The following is a 21252-nucleotide window of genomic DNA, read 5'->3' as shown; positions in this document are numbered from 1 at the left end:
AAAAGGCGGCTTCCTCTCCAGATGAAGCTCCAGGCACGTGTTCGATCCTTGATAACCGCGCCCTTGTCATGTGCTGCCTTTTGTTCCACGGTCGGAATTTTTATGGGACATCACCTGTCTCTGATCGCTCTTATCGACGGTTGTTACGCAAAAATGGAAAAATCTTATTGTATTTACTTTTGAAAATGCCTGACCGAGGGAACTAGTCCGTTAGAAGGGAGATGCATACGATGCCGAAATCAAGATGGTTTTTATTCTTATATAGTATTGTGCTAATTCTCGTTATTATCAACCTCTCCGTCGAAGTACCCTTTGTGTTCCATCCGATCGGAGTTGCTTTTTCCAGTCTCGCTCCGGTAATCATCGTGGGCGGCGTCCTCTATTATATCCTACGGCCGCTCGTCCATCTGCTGCAGAAGTACATGCCGACAGTTCTGTCGATTCTGTTGATCTTTTTGACGTTTCTCGGTATTGTCGCAGCGCTCGTGATGTTTGTTGGACCGATTTTAGTACGGCAGGGACAAAACTTTGTGAACAGCTTTCCAGACTTTGCATCCGATATAGAAAGCTGGATTACGAATCTCATGCAGCATCCATGGGTGGAAAGGCTGCAGAACGAACCGGTTATGGAGGATTTTGATCCTCAGGTCATTACAGACTACCTGACAGATATCCTTGCTCAGTCCGGAGGGAATATCGCCAGTTTCTTCGGGATGGTCGTCAGTATCGTCATGGTGATCGTCGTGCTGCCGTTCGTATTATTCTTTCTTCTCAAAGATGCGCATAAACTTCCCAACAGCATCCTCCGCTTTTTCCCTCAGGATCAGCAGGAGGAAGGGGGGCGTATCATGAGTGATATGGACAGCACCCTCAGTGCTTATATTCAGGGTCAGGCGATCGTCAGCTTTTGTATCGGGATTCTTTCCTATATCGCCTACTTGATTATTGGACTGGATTATTCTCTCGTACTCGCGCTGATTGCCATGTTTACAAACCTGATTCCATTTATTGGACCATTCATCGGAACGATTCCAGCCGTTTTTGTCGCTCTTTTCGACGCGCCGTTAACGGCAGTATGGGTCATTATCGCGATTGTTATTATCCAGCAGATTGAAAGTAATCTGATATCACCGAACGTGATGGGCCACAAATTGAACGTGCACCCGCTCACCATTATTCTTCTTCTGTTGATTGCCGGTAATCTGGCAGGTTTGATTGGACTTATCCTTGCGATACCAACCTATGCGGTGTCCAAAGTAATTGTTCAAAATGTGTACCGCCTGCTGAAGCTGAAATACCCGCAGTTAAACAGCTGATCGACGGGGCGCCTCTAAAGAAAATGGAGGCGTTCTTTCAGCATCCTGAAGAAACGAATCCTACCTTATAAAGGTAAAAAGGCCGGTGAGAGCAGATGTTTTCCTTAATTAAATCCTATGCACTCGAAATAAAAGAGGAGTGGACAAAAGACAACGGTCCGATGCTGGCTGCAGCTCAGGCTTATTACTACGTCCTCGCCATCGTTCCGGTGATGATTCTATTACTGGCCCTGCTTCCATATTTTCAGTTTGATCCTGATGAAGTGATCAGTCTCGCTGAAGAGTTTCTGCCTGCCGCTGCTATGGATATCATGGAAGATACGATTATCGATGCGGTAACAGAACCGAGCGGAGGTATCCTGACGGTAGGGATTATTGGTACCATCTGGTCCGCTTCGAACGGAATGAATGCGTTCATTCAAGCGGTCAACGCCGCGTATAATGCGGCAGAAAAGCGGAGCTTTCTCATCCATCGGCTGCTTTCGATTGCGATGACGTTCATGCTTCTTTTGACCGTACTGATTTCACTGCTTCTTCCTGTATTCGGCGGAGTGATTCTCGAAGGCATAGAGGAGGTAGTTGATCTTCCTGGAGGGCTCTCGACGCTTTTCCTCATTCTCCGGTGGGTCGTTGCATTCATTATTATGGTTCTTATTCTTTCCGTTTTATATAAACTGGCGCCGAATGAAAAGGTTCCGTATCTGCACACACTGCCGGGCGCTGCGGCATCGACGTTACTCTGGCTTTTGATTTCTTATGGGTTCTCCATCTACATCAGCAATTTCGGCAACTTCTCTGCTACCTACGGCAGTCTTGGCGGGATCATCATTCTGATGATCTGGTTCTTCCTTACGGGAGCGGTACTGGTGGCAGGAGCGGAGTTGAATGCCGTCTATCACCGGCGCCGAAAAGCGTTTACAGCCGCAAAAGCTGAGGAACGGCCGATGTGACACCGCTGGAAGGGGAAGCCTCCCGGAAAAGTTGTCGGTACGTGCGTGGCTTGTTATCCATCAACCGGGCCTGCACATGACCGCGGCAAAGGGGCGTTCGTCCTCGTTTCCGCCAGTAAACATAAAGGTTCTGATTCACATGTTGAACAGGCTCAGGCATGCTCAGACACTTTTCACATGGCACCTATGATTCTAATCGAAAAGAAAAAACAAAATGAACCCTTTTCAGGAGTGAAAGGCTGCGACGCCAGAGGGAACAAGCGCAGGCCGAAATCCTCCCCGCAGCGCGAGGATCGTTGAGGGCAGCGCCCGCCGAAAACGAAGGAAATCGGCGTAGACGTTGTTTCCACACCCCAACATATATTTTAGAGCCAAGGAACCTCTACCCGAATATTTATTTTGAACCAACATAAAACGCTTCCGGTTCTCCAAGCTTTGTTGGATGACCGGAAGCGTTTTTTACTGATGCCGTCCTGTTGTTTCCGCTGGTGACTTGGTAGTCAGACTGCGGATGAATAAAGCTTATGGCGGAGTTGTGAAAAGACGAGCTGGCTTTCTGCCTCATCAAGCGGCATCATTGGGAGGCGGACAGAGCCAGCACGGATCTCCAGCATCTCCAGCGCTGCTTTTACAGGAGCCGGACTTGGTGCTGAGAACATAGCATCCATCAGTGGAACGAGTTCCTGATGCATTTTTGCTGCGAGAGCAGGCTGTCCATCTGCATAGGCCGTGACCATCGCCTGCATTTCTTCGCCGGCAACGTGGGAGGTGACGGAAACAATTCCGTCAGCACCGACGGCAAGTGCAGGAAGCGTCAAGGAATCATCTCCAGAATACAAAGTAAAATGATCCGGCGTACCGGAAATGACGGCAGTCATATGATCGAGGTTGCCGCTGGCATCTTTGATGGAGACAATGTTATTGATCTCCTCAGCGAGACGGATGGTTGTAGATGCATCCAGATGAACGCCGGTCCGTCCAGGAACGTTGTACAGCATCACCGGCAGGGACGTAGCTTCTGCTGCCGCACGAAAATGCTGGAACATGCCTTCCTGATTCGGTTTGTTGTAGTATGGGGTGGACAGCATAACGGCATCCACACCGGCCTGTTCAGCAAGCTGGGTCAGCTCGACAGCTGCATAGGTGCTGTTTGTTCCTGTACCTGCAATAACAGGGACGCGGCCTTGCACGAAGTCTACCGTATTCTTGAACAGGGCGGCTTTTTCTTCGTGGGAAAGCGTAGGGGCTTCGCCTGTCGTACCGCCGACAACGATGGCGTCAGAACCGTGATCGATCAAATGCGTAATAAGGTCCCGAAGTGCCTGTAAATCGATGCTTCCCTGTTCATCAAATGGGGTTACCATTGCTGTAATCACTCTGCCAAAATTCATGTTCAACACCTCTATTCAAAATTTGTGCGCTTCTGCGCGGTTGAATAGAGCTAAATCATCCCTCCGGAGCACAAAAAAAACAGCGGAAGGCCGCTGTTGACTGCACGTGTGCATCCAGCGTGAGATAGCCCTCCATACAGATAATTATCTGTACGACAGTCCTGCACTTGTTCAGTACAGTCCCAGCAGACGTCTGTGGATCAGTACGGCTGCTTCGGCACGACATCCTTTCAACCGGGCTCATCGGAATCCATCCTGTCCCCGGTTTACTTATCTACCGCGCTCCTCTAAACTCACTTCTTGTAGAAGTAATATTTTTCTACAATCACCGTAACAGAGATACTCCAGGATTGCAAGAAAGACATACAACGTCAGCGTCAAAGATGGCGTACCTTCATCATCTGCTTGAAACCCCGCTGAACCAGCCTTCAATGGAACCCTTAAGGAGAGCAGGCTGAAGACGAGCCCTGTGTAGAAGCGTTCGTAGGAGAACACGCTCTCTCTGAACGCATTCGTTGACGCTTACCTGCAGTCGAAGCCGCCGCCCGCCGAAGTTGTCAGCAGGAGCCCGCTTCGATAGAATAGGACAAGCGACTTGAAAAAAGGAGTAGATTACTATGAAATTACATGTCATCGGCGGCGGCATTCTCGGCGCTTCGGCAGCTTATCACGCAGCGGCTGCAGGAGCTGAGGTGCGGTTGTTTGACGCTTCCCATACAGGCACAGCGACGCAGGCAGGGGCCGGCATCATCGGACCGTGGATGTCTCAGCGCCGGAATAAAGCCTGGTACAACATGGCCCGGGGCGGGGCTGCATATTATGAGGAGCTGCTGGCGCGTCTCGCTGAACAGAACGAGACGAACACGGGATTTAAACGCGTCGGAGCCATCCATCTTCACGATCTGGACGAGCGCCTTCAGAAGAAATATGAACATGGACTGAAACGGCGGGAGCAGGCACCGGAAATGGGAGACATCGAACTATTAAGTGAAGTGGAGACGAAACGCGCATTCCCTCTTTTGTGCGATGGCTACAGATCCGTTTATGTCAGCGGAGCGGCTAGGGTGGACGGCAGAGAGCTGCAGCAGGCCTTGATCCGTGCCGGAGAAAAACTGGGCGTTGAACGTATAGCAGGAGAAGCTTCACTCATTCGGCGAGGAAGCGTGATCGAAGGCGCGGAAGTGAATGGCTCAACCTACGATGCCGATATCACGATCTGTACGGGCGGGGTCTGGAGCAGACACCTGCTTGAAGCAGCCGGCTTTCATACGGAGATCACCCCGCAGAAAGGGCAGCTGATTCATTTTCAGATCGATGAGGAAAACGACCATTGGCCTGTTGTTATGCCGCATAATGAATTCTATCTTCTCAATTTTGGCGGTGGACGAGTCGTCTTTGGAGCTACCAGAGAAGACGATAGTGGCTTGGATACGAAAGCAACGGCGGCCGGGCAGCTTGAAGTGCTGGATTCCGCCCTGCGCCTCGCTCCCGGTCTCAAGCATGCAGAAATCCTAGAAACACGGGTCGGTCTCCGTCCCTTTACACCGGGCTTTCTCCCGATATTCGGGAAGGTGCCTGGAATGGAAAATCTATTTGTTGGCGACGGATTGGGAGCTTCTGGTCTTACTTCCGGCCCTTTTTTAGGCAAAGAACTAGCGATGGCGGCTCTCGGTCAATCGCATGAGCTCGACCCCGAAGATTATCCGGTCTCTGCAGCTGTTCATTCCATCTGACCGGCATGAGCAGGGCCGTCGTTTTTCGCCGGCCCTGACCCGCGGCTGAGGAGCCGGCATGTCTGCGCGTGCCCGCAGCAGGTCGTAACCACAGGGGCGGTGCGGCTCTCTTCCTCATGGAAGAAATGGAGAAGTCATAAGTTGAAGGTTAAGCTCGAACGTTTTCGGTAATAGTAGATAAAAGGAGAGGTGCCGCTTTGGTTACGATATGGAGAATAGTGCTGGTAGTGACGGTACTGGCCGCCTTATATTATATAAATCAGGAATATTTAAATCTGGATCCGGAACAGGTGCAGTCCTTCGTGCTTTCCTTCGGGCTGCTGGCGCCGTTTATCTTTCTGATCGCTTTCACACTGAGGCCGTTTCTCCTTTTTCCTGCTTCGATTATGGCAGTAGCAGGGGGACTGGCTTTCGGGCCCTTGTTTGGTCCCCTGATTACGTATGCAGGTTCCCTCAGCGGGGCTGTTGTTTCTTTTTTGTTAATAAGAAAAATCGGCGGCTTTAAAAAAATGAGCAGCCACGGGGATAAACGAAAGATGATCCAGAAGAGGATTCAGGAAAACGGTTTTTTCTATATCACATCCCTCCGTATTCTGCCGGTATTTAACTTCGATTTAATCACGTACCTGGCTGCCCTGTCCCGTGTAGATTTTAAAACGTATGTGTTTGCAACAATGACGGGAATCCTTCCGGGGAGTATTGCCTTCACCATGATCGGCGCGTCGATTGCAGACCTGACGCCGGGGATGATTATCACCACGGTGCTCTTATTTGCAGCTGCAATGGCCATACCATTTTTCGTAAGGAGAAAGCTCCAGCAGAAAAATCTTGATATAGAAATGGAAAAGTAAACGAAGGTGGTGAGGGAGTGGAACAGTTTGATGTTGTCATTATCGGCGGTGGTGTCGGCGGGCTTACCCTTGCACTCAGGCTCGTACAGGCCGATGTGAAAGTACTGGTAGTCGAAAAAGACAAAAATCCCGGAAAAATATACAAAGGGGAGCTGCTTCAGCCGAAATCGCTGCTTCATTTTGACGAAATGGGAGTGGTGGATGACATTTTGGACGTCAGCCACCCGCTGCCGGCGATTCACACGTACGAGATGAAAGAGCACAATGATGGAACGACGGAAACGATGGCCTATATTCCGCTCCACTACGACCGGCTGCAGACACGCTTTCCAGAAGCGAGAATGATCCCGCACGAGCAGTTGAAAAATATTCTTCTTGATCGTGCGAAAACATTTGATTCATTCCATTACTGGAATCCGGCTACATTCAAGGAATTTACGGCCATGGATGAAAAAGCAGGCAGATTTGACGAGGCACGGATCATGTACAACCAGGAGGAACACCACATCCGCTCCTCTTTCTTTGTGGGAGCAGAAGGGCGTTCATCCATCATCCGGCGGGCCATGAAACAAAACCTGGTGACCACCCAGTATAACCACCATTTTCTTACCGTCACGTTCCCGAGACCGGAGGAGTACACAGAAGCGAGGATGTATGCTTCGCACAAGTCGTTCATCGGTCTCTTTCCGCTTCCGGACAACGAGATTCGCTGCGTCATGCTCATTAAGCCGGGAGATTACAATAAAATGAAAAAGGCCGGCCTTCATACGTTTACTGATCCATTTATCCAGTTTGAACCAGAGCTTCAGGATTATGTGACACAGATTGAATCCTGGAAAGATATTCAGCTGATGATTCCGATCCGGCACAACATTCATGAGTATGTGAAAGGGAATGCGGCCATCATCGGGGATGCTGCTCACGCTGTGCATCCGATGGCCGGAGAAGGCATGAACCTCGCTATTCAGGATGGTGCCGTTCTCGGCGATCTGCTGCAGTATATGTATCAGAGCGGCAACCTGGAGCCGAAGCAGCTGAAGCAGTTCGAAAAAATACGAAAGAAGCGCTCCGACCGCCTTTCCATGCTCAGTCACTTTTCTGCGCTCGGGTATGCATGGCCGTTCCGCTGGTACCAGTGGGGCCGCGTTGCTGCGCTGAAACGGTTTGAGCGGCATCCGATTCTCCATTATAAGCATATGCTGAATATATCCGGCGTCGGCTGGTGGCAGTACACACCAATGGATGCCGTCCGTTTTGCAGGACCTTCCTGGCTGTACAGGAGAAGACGCTTCCGCAAGAGAAGCAAACTTGCCACGTTTTCCGACCGGGATGATTATCCATGGCGGTTCCGGAATCAGTAGGCAGTAAATGGCCTTGACTACCTCACTACACACCACGACAGGGTGACTATTGAAGGGAGGCAGGCGGAAGGCATGTCAAGCATCATGCCACCGCTGCATACACATGAATCAGAAGCAGATGAAGCAGAAAATGAAAGATGCAGCTGATTATTGGGAACTTCCGGACGCATTTGTTCAGCTGATGACAAAACCAGAGCGTCAGCTGGCTGTCTCCGTTCCCTACCGCTGTGATGACGGAAACATGAAAACAGCTGAAGGATTCAGGACGCTGCACAGTTCGCTGCTAGGCCCTGGAAAGGGTGGAATTCGTATTCAGAAGGATGTGAATCAGGAGGAGGTGCTGCTGCTATCCTGGTGGATGACGATGAAGACAGCGCTGCTCAAGCTTCCATTTGGCGGAGCGAAAGGCGGAATTGCGGTCGATCCATCTCAGCATACAGACAAGGAATTCGAAGCGATCATCCGCTCGTACATTCAAAAAATGCACCCTTTCATAGGACCGGAACAAGATATACCTGCCCCGGATGTGAATATCGGTCCGAGAGAGATCGGCTGGATGCTGGATGAATATCAGAAGCATCATGCTGATCCGGATAACGCCTCCTTCACCGGAAAAGATCCCTTGATTGGCGGAGCACCTGGCAGAACAGAAGCAACGGCACTCGGCGTTGTGATGACCATCGAAAACTGGCTGGAATCGAAAGGGGAAAGCTGGGAAGGGCAGTCTGCAGCTGTTCAGGGAGCAGGAAATGTCGGACTTCTCTGCGCAGAAATACTGGAACAGCGGGGCTGCCGCGTCACGGCTGTATCGGATTCAAAGAGTACGGTGATGAACGAAGACGGCCTGAACGTAGCGGCAGTAAAGAAAGAAAAAGAAGAAAAAGGAACATTCACTTCTGCTTCCGGTTCGTCCGGGGATATTTTCTCTGCTCCCTGCACCATCTTCATCCCGGCTGCCCTGGAAAATACCGTCACCGAGGAAACCGCCTCGTCCATTCAGGCATCGCTTGTCGTCGAAGGGGCTAACGGACCGACAACAGCGGAAGGTGAAGAGGCCCTCGCAGACAAGGGCGTCGAAGTACTCCCTGATATACTGAGCAATGCAGGCGGGGTCGTCGTTTCCTATTTTGAATGGCGGATGAATGCACGAAAAGAAAAAATGGCGAAAGAGCATGTGCAGGAGGAACTGGGCAGTTACATGAAAGATGCTTATCAGCGAATGGAACAGGTGAAAGAGGAAGCAGGCATCTCCTATAGGCAGGCAGCCTATTATGCTGCTTCCCGCCATCTCGCCGATATCATGAAAGCCAAAGGCATTCTATCCCAGGATGAAGCATTGCAGCAGCGGGGTTCTGTGAAAGAATAAGAGCTAGTTTGCGAAAATCGCACAGGAAGAAGCAGCCATGGAAGTCATTCTGGAAGAGAATGGCTTCTTCTGCTATACTGAAAACACGAACATATGATTGGAGGCGGCATCCAATGACCTTGACACTACTGACCGGACGGTCCGGTACCGGTAAGTCGACGCGGCTTTTTGAGTACATACAGAATACCCTCGCCGAGGACATGGAACGACAGTGCTGGCTGCTTGTCCCTGAGCAGATGACGTTTCAGGCAGAGAGAAACCTTGTCCGAGCCGGGGGTGGTGCGGTAACCAGAGCCAATGTATTCAGCTTTACCAGCCTCGCCTATCAGCTGCTGGATGAAACCGGCGGTCTGACGGAAAGACAGCTCGGGGTGAACGGCATCCATGCGCTGCTTCGCCGGCTGATGCATGAACACGAAGACGAACTTCAGCTTTTCCATAGTTCCCGGAGAAAATCGGGTTTTGTGACGAAACTGGAGCAATTTTTAAGTGAGTGCAAGCGGTATCAGGCAGACTGCGGTAAGATGCAGCAGGTGTATCGTCATGCTGCGGAGGAGATCACCGACCCAAGGCTCGAAGCGAAACTCCACGACATCGAGCTCATGCAGCGCAAAACAGAAGAAGCACTGCATGGCAGCTATGTGGAATCGGAAGATCTTCTGCGTCTTCTCCAAACCGCGGTGCAGGAATCCGGCCGAATCTCGTCGGTGGATATATTTATCGATGGGTTCCATACTTTCTCTCCGAGCGAGCACCTGGTGCTGCAGCTGCTGTTGGAGAAAACGAATGTCACAGCTGCTTTCACCACCGGAGGTTCTGTGAAAGGCGGAACGAGGGCAGCCGGACCGATGGATGTTTTTTTCGAGCCGGAGCGTCATGCTCTTCGTCTTGCGGATTATGCAGAACAAGCCGGTGTGACGGTCAAGGAAGAACACGGCACCGTCCCTTTCCGGTTTGAAAATTTCCCCGCAGCAGCGCATCTGGAGGCGGCATTTGAACAGATGAAGCCTGATCCGGCTGAAGAGCAGGAGCGGGTGTACCGCTGGGAGGCAGTAAACCAGCGGACGGAAATAGAGCATATAGCCAGAGAGATTCATCATCTCATCCGTGAACATGGGTATCGATATCGGGAAACGGCAGTCGTGGTGCGTTCACTTGAACAGTACCGGGACTTCATTGATATGGTTTTCACACGAGAGCAGCTTCCTCATTTTCTCGATCAGCAGCGGCCGGCGCTGGATCATCCTCTGGCCGAACTGCTGCTCTCTTCTCTCGAAGCGGAACGAAAATCGTGGCCGTTTGAGGCCGTCTTCCGTGCCGTGAAAACGGGGTTTTTCTATCCCGAAGAAGACCAGAGGTATGTGGATGCCGGAGACCGGCTTGAAAATCGGGCTCTGGAATTCGGCGTTCGTGGAAACCGATGGTGGGACGGTGGATGGCAGGACCAGCTGGACGAGGATGAACTAAACCTTTTAAGCGTCGTGACAGCGGCGTTCAGCCAGCTTCACAAGGATCTAAAAGCAGCGGCGACGCTAAAAGATGGTGCGGCGGCTCTCTACCGCTATCTCGAGCGGCTAGATGCCGGATCTGTCCTGGAACGGAGGGCTCTTGCTCATGAGCAGAGCGGGAGAACCGATAAAGCACTGGAGCATGAACAAGTGTGGAAAGAAGTCATATCGCTGTTGGATGATATTGTTGAAGTCAGCGGGAATACTCCGTTTGAAAAAACAGTGTTTCAAGATATGATCAGTGCCGGCCTTGAATCCATGACGTATTCCATCATTCCACCTGCATTCGACCAGGTGATCATCGCGGATGCGGAGACCTCAAGAATTCCCGAAGTGCGTGCCCTCTTCCTGATCGGGATCAACGAAGGCATCTTTCCGCAGCAGCCGGATGAAGAAGGACTGCTTGAAGAAGGAGAGCGGCAGCTGCTGATGGAGGGGGGGATGGAACTGGCTCCTGGTGCGGAAGAACAGCTTGCAGGGGAAAAGTTCCTTTTCTACCGCGCCCTGACGCATGCTTCGGAACGTCTCTACCTATCCTATGCTCTCGAGAGTTCGGACGGCAGTGCACTGCAGCCGTCCCTCTTTCTCGACTGGGTGGTCGAGCGGCTGCCGGATGTCAGTCTGGAAGAAAAATATGCGGCCCTGCCGGAGCATGATCCTGAAGACCAGAAAAAAGCGGTAACTAATGAGAAGATGGCGTTTACCCACTTGACCCTGCAGCTGAAGCGGGCGGAAAAAGGATATGCTGTACCGGATTTCTGGTGGGGACTGTACAATCAGCTTCTGCAGCACGGCAGCCGCAGCAGGATGGAGCAGATGATCCGCGCCGTACAATATAAAAACGTGCCGGAGTCGCTGTCAACAGAGACCGCGGCCTCCCTCTACGGGAAAAAATTTCGTGCCAGCGTTTCCAGGTTTGAGTCGTTTCAAGCTTGTCCTTTTTCCCAGTATGCAAAATACGGACTTCAGCTTCAGGAGAGAAAAATAAGAAGACTGGAAGCGCCTGATATCGGCATCCTATTTCATGATGCCTTAAAAGATGTGACCAACGAAGTCCGCAGACGAGGCCGGAGATTCAAGGAAATGGAAGACCCTGAGCTGAGAACACTCACGCATGATGTGACGGAAAAGCTTAAACCACAGATACAGCGGAACCTGATGAGTGAATCACATAAGTATGAATACATCTTTGAAAAACTACAGCAGGTGGTGACCAAGGCTGCATTTATGATGGCTGAACAGGACCGCAGGCAGCAGTTCGTTCCTGTAGGTCTCGAAGTCGGATTCGGACCCGGTATGGAGCTTCCGCCGCTGGAAATCAAACTGGATGACGGGACCCTCGTTGATGTTGTCGGCCGTATTGACAGGGTTGATCAGGCGGACACCGCAGGCGGTATGTTCCTTCGTATCGTTGATTATAAATCAAGCAGCCGTGACCTGCGCCTGGACGAGATTTACTATGGTCTGGCAATGCAGATGCTTGTTTACCTCGATATCCTCCTGGAAAATGCTGCGTCGTGGCTTCATGTAGAGGCAGACGCGGCGGGTATGCTCTATTTTCACGTCCACAACCCGATGCTCAGGCAGACAGAACGAGTCTCAGAAGAAGAGATTGAGAAAGAGATGCTCAAGCAGTTCAAAATGAAGGGACTGATCAGCGGGGATCCCGAAGTGCTCGCAGCTTCCGACACCTCCATTGAGAGCGGCTGGTCAGACATCGTTCCGCTCAATATAAAAAAAGACGGTACGCCGTCGAGTGCGAAAGGGTCGAATGCCGTAGAGCCGGAAATACTGGAGCGCATGCGGCAGTTCATCAGAACGTTTATGAAGAGTACAGCCGAAGGTATCGCTGGCGGATCGACGGCGCTCGAACCATATCGAAAAAAAGGCAGAACTCCCTGCATGTTCTGTTCCTACCGTGCTTTCTGCCAGTTTGACCCTGATCTGGAAACAAACAACTACCGAAAATTAGAAGATATAGAGGATAAAGAAATGATCGAAAAGTGGAAGGAGGAGCACGCCATTGATGAACAAACCGGAAGGAAGCCGATGGACTGACGCCCAATGGCAGGCAGCAGCAGAGGAGTCAAGACCGCTGCTCGTATCAGCCGCAGCCGGAAGTGGGAAGACGGCCGTCCTGGTAGAGAGAATCATTCGGAAACTGCTCGATCCGGACGTCCGCGCCGATCTTCAAGAACTGCTTGTTGTAACATTTACGAATGCAGCAGCATCTGAAATGAAACAGCGGATAGGAAAGGCAGTGGAAGAGGCCCTGCGCCGAGAGCCGGAGTCCGAGCACCTGCGCAGACAACTTTCCCAGGTTCAGCGAGCTCCTATCTCCACCCTGCACTCGTTTTGTATGAAAGTCATCCGGCGGAATTATTTTGAACTCGGCCTCGATCCGTCCTTTCGACTTCTGGATGAAACAGAAGCCTCGCTGATTCAGGAGGAAGTCATAGAAGAGGTGTTTGAGAGCCGGTACGAGAGCGGAGATATGTCGTTTCTGCAGCTGGCCGATTATTTTACGGGAGATCAAAAAGATGATGAGCGTCTAAAGGATATGGTACTGCGGGTGCATCGTTTTTCGCGCTCTCAGCCATCACCGTCCCTGTGGCTGGATCATATGGCGGCGGTATACCACGCAGCTTCCGAGCGCCCCTTTGACGAGCTGTCCTGGGTGGCGCAGGGACTGCATTATGTCCATGTAGAGCTGGAGCAGGCTGTTTCCGGATTAAAGCAGGCCGAAGAGGCGGCGGAGGCCCCGGGTGGACCTGCTGCCTATGCAGCAGCTCTGCAGTCAGAAATAGGGGAGCTGGAACTCGCGCTTCAGTCCGCCGGATGGGAAGAGACGAAGAAATCGGTGAATGGACTAGCCTTCAAGCGGCTTCCACCAGTTAAAAAAGGCGATGATGTCGATGAAGCACGGAAGAAAGAAGTCAAAGATCTCCGCGATAAAGTAAAAAAACAAATAGAGTCTCTGCAGAAGTCATTTTTCAGCCAGACGCCGGAAAGCATCGTGCAGGAAATGACCTTGATGGCTCCAGTGCTGGATACCCTCGCTGACGTCACGAAAGCGTTTGATGAACAGTTCAGAGAAGCGAAGGAAGAGCGTACGGCACTGGATTTTTCCGATCTGGAACATTACTGCCTTCAAGTTCTTCAAGGAGAGAATGGCCCCTCACGGGAGGCGGAGCGCTATCAGCAGCAGCTCCAGGAAGTACTCGTGGATGAATATCAGGATATCAATGAAGTACAGGAAGCGATTCTACAGCTGCTCTCCGGAGGAAAGATCATGTTTATGGTTGGAGACGTAAAACAGTCCATTTACCGGTTTCGTCAAGCAGACCCGACGCTTTTTCTCAGGAAATACGAGCAGTATCGCCATGGAGAAGGAGGGACGCGGATCGATCTATCTGAAAATTTTCGAAGCCGGGGCGAAGTCCTTGCCGCGGTAAATGAAATTTTTTACCCACTGATGACGAAATCATTCGGGGAGCTGGATTATGATGAAGCTGCTTCGTTGAAGGAGGGGGTACAACAGTTCCCGGATATGCCGGATCAGCCAGAGGTGCTGCTGATCGACCAGAAAGAGAGCAGCATGGAAACGGCAGAAACGGAAGCGCATGCAGCCGCCTCCAGGATTAAATCCATGATCGAAGAAGGGCGTCTTGTGTACGACAAAGAAGCACGGCAGATGCGTCCGGTTGCATATCAGGATATCGTGATTCTTCACCGCTCGATGACGTGGGCAGAGACGTATACAGAAGTGCTCCGGATGTATGACATACCGGTGCATGCGGACCTGCGGGGAGGGTATTTCGATGCGGTGGATATCCGGGTGATGCTTTCGCTTCTGCAGATTATGGATAACCCTTATCAGGATATCCCGCTTGCTGCAGTGCTGCGCTCTCCAATATTCGGTTTTGGAGAAAATGATCTGGCCAGAATCCGTCTCTACCGCCGGGAAGGAAGATTCTATGAGGCGCTGCAGGAGGCTGCAGGTGCAGAGCCGGATACATTCGGTCCGGTGATCGATCGGTTGATCGAGTGGAGACAGGAAGCGTCGGTTCGTCCATTGGCTTCGTATATCTGGTATCTATACGAAGAATCGGGCTACTACGAATTTGCTGGAGGCCTCCCGGAAGGCCGGCAGCGGCAGGCAGATCTGCATGCGCTTATTGATCGGGCGAAAGCGTATGAAGCTACTTCCTTCCGCGGCTTGTTCCGTTTTCTCCGTTTTATTGACAGGCTGAAAGAACGGGGGGAGGACCTGGGAAGGGCACGGGCTGTCGGTTCCCAGGAAAATGTCGTGAGACTGATGACCGTGCACAAAAGTAAAGGACTTGAGTTTCCTGTCGTGCTCTCAGCCGGGGCGGCGAGGGAATTCAATACGCAGGAACTGTCTAATCCCTTTCTTATGCATCGTGACGGCGGGATTGCTTCCCGCTGGGTAGATCTTCAGCAGCGGGTTTCCTATGAGACCGTTTACTATCATACGCTGCAGGAGCAGATCCGCAGAGAGATGCTTGCCGAAGAAATGCGTGTGCTGTACGTCGCTTTGACGAGAGCCGAACAGCAGCTGATTGTGCTCGGAACGGTGAAAGGCAGGGAAGAGGCTTATAAGAAATGGACAGCCGATCCACCCGCCCTGCCTCTTCCGGAAACGGGAAGAAGACGAGCCGACTCTCCGCTCGACTGGATCATGAGAAGTCTATTGAATTCCTATGAAACAAGAAAGAAGGACCTTGATCAACCGTTCTCTGCAGGCTCGTGGCTGGTGCAGTGGACCGAGCCGCAGAGCCGGCTGTCAGGTTCTCAAAAGCAAGAATATGCTCAGATACGCAGGGTGATGAACAAGCAGCCAGTGGAAGCGCCTATCACCGCTTTTCCTCTTACTTCGTCGTATGTGCACCAATCGGCTTCAACGACGTACGTGAAGCAGACTGTGTCTGAGCTGAAGCGCAAAAAAGAAACAGAGGATCCATATGCTGCCGTCCGTTATAGAGAGAGCAGCTACCCGCGTCCGGAATTTATGCAGGAAACAGCAGCCGCAGGTGCAGAAATAGGGACGATGTTCCACGCTGTTATGGAAAGGTTCGATTGGACGCGCTGGGGGAAAGAGGAGGTCGATCAGCAGTTGAAAGACATGACGATTAAAGGATTTTTGAAAAGTTCTGAAGCTGCGCAGCTTCCTGCTTCCTGGTTTTACACGTTTGATCATTCCGAACTCGCTGCGTCCCTCCGACGTGCTGACAAAGTCGAAAGGGAGCTTCCGTTCTATCTGGAGGTGCCTGCGTCCCGGTTTAACCCGGATTGGAACGGTCCGGAAGAGGAGATGTTTGTGCAGGGCATTATCGATGTCGTCTATGAAGACGAGGAGGGCATTCACATAGTCGATTACAAAACAGACCGTGTATCAGAAAATGAACTGGAGTCGCTCGTCAGCCGCTATGCGTTTCAGCTCGATATGTACAGGAGAGCCCTTGCCGAAGCGAGGGATCTTGATCCAGGCACCATTACCACCGAGATTTATGCCGTGCGGAGCGGCCAGACGATCCTCGTTCCACCTGAAGAAGAGCCAGGTGGAAGACATAAAGCTCCGTGAGGTTTTGGGATCTAGCCATTGAGGCTGTCTTTACGCGCAAACGGAGAGAGAGCTCTCGATCATACAAAAGGGCTCTAAAATAAATGGAAGGGGAGAAGTTCTTTTCTGTGACGTTTTTTCATTCGTTTCCGGTCGACGCCTTTCACTCCTGAAAAGGATTCTTTTTGGGGTTTTTCCCTTTAAAAAGAATCCTTTCTGTATTCGAGAAGTATCGGAGCGTCCTTCGGTACATCAACCCCACATGTGAATGAGAACCACAAAAAAGAGCCGGACTATAATGAAAGTCCGGCTCTTTTTTTAATGTTGTTGTCTACAGGTGTGCGGCATATTGTTATACGTTCGCCTTCAACCGCTCTTCCACGTATTCGTCAAAGCTCATTTCTTTATCAAACACGCCGTTATCTGTGATCTCAATAACCCGGTTTGCAAGAGACTGGTTGAATTCATGGTCGTGAGTAGCAAAGATCATGGAACCTTTGAATTCCATCAATCCGTTGTTCAGAGCAGTAATGGATTCCAGGTCGAGGTGATTCGTCGGTTCATCCATCACGAGGACATTGGCACCAGAAAGCATCATCTTCGAGAGCATGCAGCGTACTTTCTCTCCACCAGAGAGGACGGCAGGACTTTTCTTCGCTTCTTCTCCGGAGAAAAGCATTCTGCCGAGAAAACCACGGACGAACGTTTCAGACTGATCCTCCGGGGAGTACTGGCGCAGCCAGTCGATCAGGTTGTTCTCTTTTCCCTGGAAGTAATCACTGTTGTCCTTTGGAAAGTAGGACTGGGTTGTCGTAATGCCCCACTTGTACGTGCCGCTGTCCGGTTCCATCTCACCCATAAGAATCTGCATGAGAATCGTTTTCGCCTGTTCATTCGGTCCGGCAAGAGCGACTTTGTCGCCCGGCTTTAACGTGAAGCTGACGTTGTTCAGGTACGTTCGGCCGTCGATTGTTTTCGACAGGTTCTCAACAGTCAGCAGATCGTTCCCGATTTCGCGTTCCGGTTTGAAGGCGATATATGGGTATTTTCTTGATGATGGTCGGATGTCTTCCAGATCAATCTTTTCGAGCAGTTTCTTTCTGGAAGTGGCCTGTTTTGACTTGGAAGCATTCGCGCTGAAGCGCGCAATGAAGTTTTTCAAATCGGCAATTTTTTCTTCCTTTTTCTTGTTGCGCTCCTGTGCCATCTGCAGTGCCAGTTGACTGGACTCATACCAGAAATCATAGTTGCCGACATAAAGCTGGATTTTACCGAAATCGAGGTCAGCAATATGCGTGCAGACATTATTCAGAAAGTGACGGTCGTGGGAAACGACAATGACGGTGTTCTGAAATTGGATCAGAAAGTCTTCGAGCCACTGGATCGCTTCGATATCAAGCCCGTTTGTCGGCTCGTCCAGAAGCAGTACTTCCGGGTTCCCGAACAGCGCCTGTGCCAGGAGTACTTTTACTTTATCGCCTTCGGTGAGCTCTGCCATCGTCATGTAGTGCTTGGCATCTTCAACACCGAGACCCTGAAGAAGGACAGCCGCATCAGACTCCGCTTCATACCCGTTCATTTCAGCAAACTCTGATTCGAGTTCCGCTGCACGCATGCCATCTTCGTCGGAGAAATCCGGCTTCATGTAGATTTCATCCTTTTCAAGGCGGACGTTGTACATCCGTTCATGACCCATCATGACGACTTCCAGCACCTGTTCATCTTCGTAGGCGTAGTGATCCTGCTTTAATACAGCCAGTCTGGCGTCTTTAGCAAGGGATACGTGACCGTCCTGAGATTCAAGTTCTCCGGATAGCAGTTTTAGAAATGTCGATTTACCAGCGCCGTTGGCACCAATGAGACCGTAGCAGTTGCCCGGTGTGAATTTAATATTAACGTCCTCAAAAAGCTTTTTATCGCCGAATCGCAGACTTACGTCCTGGACTTGCAGCATGTTCATCATCCTTTTCCTGAGCAGGGAGCATTTCTCCCTTGTTTTTAGCCATACTGTTCTATAGTATAACATCCAGAAGAAAGAATGACGAGAGTAAATTGGCCTCTATGCAGAAAAAAGCCGTCATAGAAAGCAGGGGTAGTGTGAGTTACATAAGAGAATTACGGCAGCTGCCTCCAGGTGTCCGGCGCTTTTTTATGAGTGAACCTTTTCTCGGAGCGGCTTTCGGCTTGTTCCAGCTGCTCTTCAACCTGCACATGCTGGCTTATGGTGTGACAGAAGTTGAAATTGGGACGATTCTTGCAGCAGGTACACTGATGATGGCTGCGGCCGCTGTTCCAGCAGGCCTGACAGCGGACCGTATTGGAAGGAAGCCGGTTCTTGTCACAGGCCTCCTGCTGATAACGGCAGGACACGCAGCAGCAGCGTTCGGGACAACCCTTGCGGCATTTATGGGTGCGCAGCTGCTGATTTCTGTCGGCATGGCCATGATGGTCAGTACTGAGATTCCGCTCTTGTACAATTACTGCAGAAACCCGAGACAGCAGACGCAGACATACAACCTCATGTTTGCACTTTTTACAATGTTTATCGGCCTTGGCACACTGGCGGGCGGGTATCTGCCTGCCCTCTTCGGGGAAGGAGGAGGAGCGGGGTATCAGCAGACGATGCTGGTCATGGCAGCATGCACCGCCGTTACTGCGGTTTCAAGAATGTTTCTTCCTGCCGAAACACGAGAAAAGCAGCAGGGCTGGGGCTGGAGCAGCATCGCTTCCCAGCGGCCTAGCCGGAATACGATGAAATACATCGGATTTTCGCTGATTGCCGGCGCGGCACACGGATTATTAATTCCGTATTATAACGTGATCCTTGCTTTTCGTTTTGAGTGGACGGATACGATGATCGCCTGGCTGCTGACCGGTACTGGAGTGATTGCTTCGCTGACCGCTTTTGCCGCTCCGGTGCTGCTTGATAAATGGGGGGTCAGGAAAGTGAGCGTGGTGCTGCTTATTCAGGCTGTGCTTACAACATTTCTGCTGGCGACCCTGCTTCCTTTAGCCGTCTTTCTGCTCTTCTTCCTTTTCCGGCACGGATCTTTCTTAACGTTTGTGAACGTGATCGAAGGAAAAGCGATGGAAGCAACCAAAGACAGCCAGCGCAGTCTGCACGCATCGCTTCGAATGATCGGCAGAAACCTCGGAACAGCGGCCGGGTCCTATGCAGCCGGCTTTCTGCTTGCGGCTCAGGCGTATGGTTCTATCTTCCTCTGGACGGCCGTTCTGATTGCTGCTTCTGGTATTTATTTTTATTGGGTGATGCTTCCATCCCTTGAAGATGACTTATCTCTTTCGAGTGCAGAAAGGTTTAATCAGGGAGAAAAAAGGAAATAATAAACAGGGATGAAACACGGAAAAGCCTGATAAAACAGTCAGCATAGAGAATGAAACGAGAGTGATACAATGAACCCGATACCAGAACACAATGAATACGAAGCTGCGCTTGAGCAGACGCTGATCCATTTTATTGAATCCATGACGCAGTGTGACATGAACTGCTCGTGGCATTTGTTTGCGATGTTGAGCGAGGACCGTACCGAAGTATATAAAGAGAACGGCCGGAGAAAAAAGCGTCGGCGCTTTCAAATCTACTACCGGCACAAAATAACGTATGAAGGCTACATCAGCTGGTGTTATCCATACGTGGAAGAGGGGCGCATGCAGGCGGTCGTTGCCGTTCGTTTCGATCGTCTACGCTCCGGCAGTGATCTTGACTTAACGGATCATGAATTTGAGATGGACGTAGACCTGTGCCGATACGTAACGGATGACCAGCGTGAACTGTATATGGACACGGTGGATCTGCCCGAGCACTTGGATGCGAGAGACCGGGAGAACATGCATCTCCTGCTGTCGAAGTGGGGGCTGGAAGGTGCTTCATCGATTTCTCTGGAGGACCCGGATCCCGAACAGATGCAGCAGCTGGTTAAACACCTCATTTCCGCAGCCATCCTCGTACATGCCGGGATGAAGGGCAGATCCCTCACCAAAAATTCCGCATCAGCCAATTAGAACTGCCTCTGCCACGGATGATCAAGGCCGATTTTTGGTCTGTGCTCGATACATCGGTTACAATAGAAGTATACGATCAGTTAAATAAAGAACCGGTTTCAGGAGGACAGGCATGAAAAGTTTAAATGAAGTGATGTCAAAAACACTGGAAGAGCGCCGTCTTTTTCAAAAGTGGACGAGACAGGAGGAAAGACTCACTTCTCTTCTGAATGAGAAGGAAGAACACAGCCGCAAGCTGCTCGGCAGTCTTGATCCGCAGCTCTTACAGACGATCAATTTAAAGACGCTTTCTGCCATGGAAATGCTGGATCAGGCCGACGCACCGGCTGACGCTGCTGTTGTCCTTCGGCTTCTGCAGTCCCAGGAAGTGCTGCGGTCCACGGAGGAAGTCAAACACGAGTACAGCATGTATGCGCATCATAAGAGCAGAATTCAAGAAAATCTCGGAGACTATGATGAGATGCTGGAAATGAAGAACGCTCTGATCCAGGATGCAGAAACAGTCTGGTCTGAAGCGCTCTATGAGGCGGCCGGGAAAGAAATTCACGCCCTCGGTCTGCAGCAGGAGGCAGCGGAAGCCGCAGAAGCAGGGGAAGATGCCTACTATGCCACAGAGGATGTGCTGAAGTCCATCAGCAGAGCTGCTGATACTGCCATGAATCTTCCGGATAAGCATCCGCTTGTCGCCTATCTGCGAGAGACGAATGCAGATGATACAAAGGAGCGGCTGCACAGGCTGGAAAGACTGATCCGGCAGTTTGAAAATGAACTCGCAGATATTTCGCTGCATCCGGCATGTCCGGATTTCTCCTCCGATTCCAAAATAAAATCGGAATCGCTCTTTGATGAGATAATGAGCGAATGGATTTTTGAGCGGAATCTGCAGCAGAGTGTAGACAAATTGACCAGACTCCAGGAGCATGTAAGTGACACGGTCAACGAAATAAAAGAATACATGCAGACACTGGAGCAGACGCGCCGTGAGCTTTCAGAAGCCCGTATTAAGCTTCTGTCCCGGGCGTAACCTGCTGCGCATCTGCATGGATGCATGAACAGCAGGCGCAGCGGCAGATCAAGACCGCAGCCCGCGCCACGCTGAGCTCACCAGAAGGTTCCCCGTGAAATGCCGGGCACTCTATGCGGAGGGCTGCTTTTGTTATAGAAGGAAG

At 51.1% G+C, this 21252-nt stretch carries 13 protein-coding genes and 1 riboswitch; of the genes, 11 read left to right on the top strand and 2 right to left on the bottom strand.

The genetic code is table 11. The features are described from left to right. Positions 1-230 precede the first annotated feature (230 nt). Both G477_RS0101645 and G477_RS18415 read left to right on the top strand, forming a co-directional pair. On the top strand, positions 231-1316 hold the full coding sequence (locus G477_RS0101645) for an AI-2E family transporter (protein ID WP_026696450.1): 1086 nt from the start codon (positions 231-233) through the stop codon (positions 1314-1316). Between the two features lie 95 nt (positions 1317-1411). Further along, positions 1412-2266: a YihY/virulence factor BrkB family protein gene (locus G477_RS18415; protein ID WP_035210835.1), complete on the top strand. Its 855-nt coding sequence runs from the start codon at positions 1412-1414 to the stop codon at positions 2264-2266. 500 nt (positions 2267-2766) lie between these two features. Here the strand turns inward: G477_RS18415 and dapA are convergent, their stop codons facing one another. Next, the gene (gene dapA / locus G477_RS0101635; RefSeq protein WP_026696449.1) at positions 2767-3657 is read right to left on the bottom strand and encodes a 4-hydroxy-tetrahydrodipicolinate synthase; all 891 of its coding nucleotides are present in this window, start codon (positions 3655-3657) and stop codon (positions 2767-2769) included. A 117-nt stretch (positions 3658-3774) separates the two neighbouring features. Further along, positions 3775-3955, bottom strand: a riboswitch (Lysine riboswitch). 319 nt (positions 3956-4274) lie between these two features. On the opposite strand from dapA, the gene G477_RS0101630 reads away from it, so the two are divergent. The 6 genes from G477_RS0101630 (at position 4275) to addA (ending at position 16081) form a co-directional block, all read left to right on the top strand. Next, a complete protein-coding gene (locus G477_RS0101630) occupies positions 4275-5390 on the top strand; it encodes an NAD(P)/FAD-dependent oxidoreductase (protein ID WP_026696448.1) in 1116 nt (371 codons plus the stop codon). Between the two features lie 197 nt (positions 5391-5587). Next, on the top strand, positions 5588-6241 hold the full coding sequence (locus G477_RS0101625; RefSeq protein WP_026696447.1) for a TVP38/TMEM64 family protein: 654 nt from the start codon (positions 5588-5590) through the stop codon (positions 6239-6241). Between the two features lie 17 nt (positions 6242-6258). After that, positions 6259-7602 (top strand): FAD-dependent oxidoreductase, encoded by a 1344-nt coding sequence (locus tag G477_RS0101620; RefSeq protein ID WP_026696446.1) that lies wholly within the window; start codon positions 6259-6261, stop codon positions 7600-7602. Between the two features lie 103 nt (positions 7603-7705). Next, positions 7706-8968: a Glu/Leu/Phe/Val family dehydrogenase gene (locus tag G477_RS18410; protein ID WP_051287595.1), complete on the top strand. Its 1263-nt coding sequence runs from the start codon at positions 7706-7708 to the stop codon at positions 8966-8968. A 113-nt stretch (positions 8969-9081) separates the two neighbouring features. Continuing rightward, positions 9082-12534 (top strand): helicase-exonuclease AddAB subunit AddB, encoded by a 3453-nt coding sequence (gene addB, locus G477_RS18405; RefSeq protein ID WP_051287594.1) that lies wholly within the window; start codon positions 9082-9084, stop codon positions 12532-12534. Next, a complete protein-coding gene (gene addA, locus G477_RS18400; RefSeq protein ID WP_051287593.1) occupies positions 12503-16081 on the top strand; it encodes a helicase-exonuclease AddAB subunit AddA in 3579 nt (1192 codons plus the stop codon). The genes addB and addA overlap by 32 nt, the downstream gene beginning before the upstream one ends. Positions 16082-16412: 331 nt before the next feature. On the opposite strand, the gene G477_RS0101600 is transcribed toward addA, so the two are convergent. Then, positions 16413-18014, bottom strand: a complete 1602-nt coding sequence (locus G477_RS0101600; RefSeq protein WP_026696445.1) for an ABC-F family ATP-binding cassette domain-containing protein — start codon at positions 18012-18014, stop codon at positions 16413-16415. Between the two features lie 143 nt (positions 18015-18157). Between G477_RS0101600 and G477_RS0101595 the strand changes: the two genes are divergently transcribed. From G477_RS0101595 to G477_RS0101585, 3 genes are all read left to right on the top strand, one after another. Then, the gene (locus G477_RS0101595; RefSeq protein WP_026696444.1) at positions 18158-19405 is read left to right on the top strand and encodes an MFS transporter; all 1248 of its coding nucleotides are present in this window, start codon (positions 18158-18160) and stop codon (positions 19403-19405) included. A gap of 69 nt (positions 19406-19474) precedes the next feature. After that, a complete protein-coding gene (locus G477_RS0101590) occupies positions 19475-20083 on the top strand; it encodes a hypothetical protein (RefSeq protein ID WP_026696443.1) in 609 nt (202 codons plus the stop codon). A gap of 112 nt (positions 20084-20195) precedes the next feature. Beyond that, positions 20196-21107 (top strand): hypothetical protein, encoded by a 912-nt coding sequence (locus G477_RS0101585; RefSeq protein ID WP_026696442.1) that lies wholly within the window; start codon positions 20196-20198, stop codon positions 21105-21107. Positions 21108-21252 lie beyond the last annotated feature (145 nt).

It is taken from the genome of Alkalicoccus chagannorensis DSM 18086, from assembly GCF_000429725.1.
In the GTDB taxonomy this organism is placed as follows: Bacteria; Bacillota; Bacilli; order Bacillales; family Salisediminibacteriaceae; genus Alkalicoccus; species Alkalicoccus chagannorensis.
Note: the sequence above shows the minus strand (reverse complement) of the source record. Positions and strands in the feature narration are given on the sequence as shown.

Coding starts and splice junctions, on each gene's coding strand:
- G477_RS0101630 (WP_026696448.1), top strand. CDS start 4,275: ATGAAATTACATGTCATCGGCGGCGGCATTCTCGGCGCTTCGGCAGCT.
- G477_RS0101645 (WP_026696450.1), top strand. CDS start 231: ATGCCGAAATCAAGATGGTTTTTATTCTTATATAGTATTGTGCTAATT.
- G477_RS18410 (WP_051287595.1), top strand. CDS start 7,706: ATGAATCAGAAGCAGATGAAGCAGAAAATGAAAGATGCAGCTGATTAT.
- G477_RS0101585 (WP_026696442.1), top strand. CDS start 20,196: ATGAAAAGTTTAAATGAAGTGATGTCAAAAACACTGGAAGAGCGCCGT.
- dapA (WP_026696449.1), bottom strand. CDS start 3,657: ATGAATTTTGGCAGAGTGATTACAGCAATGGTAACCCCATTTGATGAA.
- addA (WP_051287593.1), top strand. CDS start 12,503: ATGAACAAACCGGAAGGAAGCCGATGGACTGACGCCCAATGGCAGGCA.
- G477_RS0101590 (WP_026696443.1), top strand. CDS start 19,475: ATGAACCCGATACCAGAACACAATGAATACGAAGCTGCGCTTGAGCAG.
- G477_RS18415 (WP_035210835.1), top strand. CDS start 1,412: ATGTTTTCCTTAATTAAATCCTATGCACTCGAAATAAAAGAGGAGTGG.
- G477_RS0101600 (WP_026696445.1), bottom strand. CDS start 18,014: ATGCTGCAAGTCCAGGACGTAAGTCTGCGATTCGGCGATAAAAAGCTT.
- addB (WP_051287594.1), top strand. CDS start 9,082: ATGACCTTGACACTACTGACCGGACGGTCCGGTACCGGTAAGTCGACG.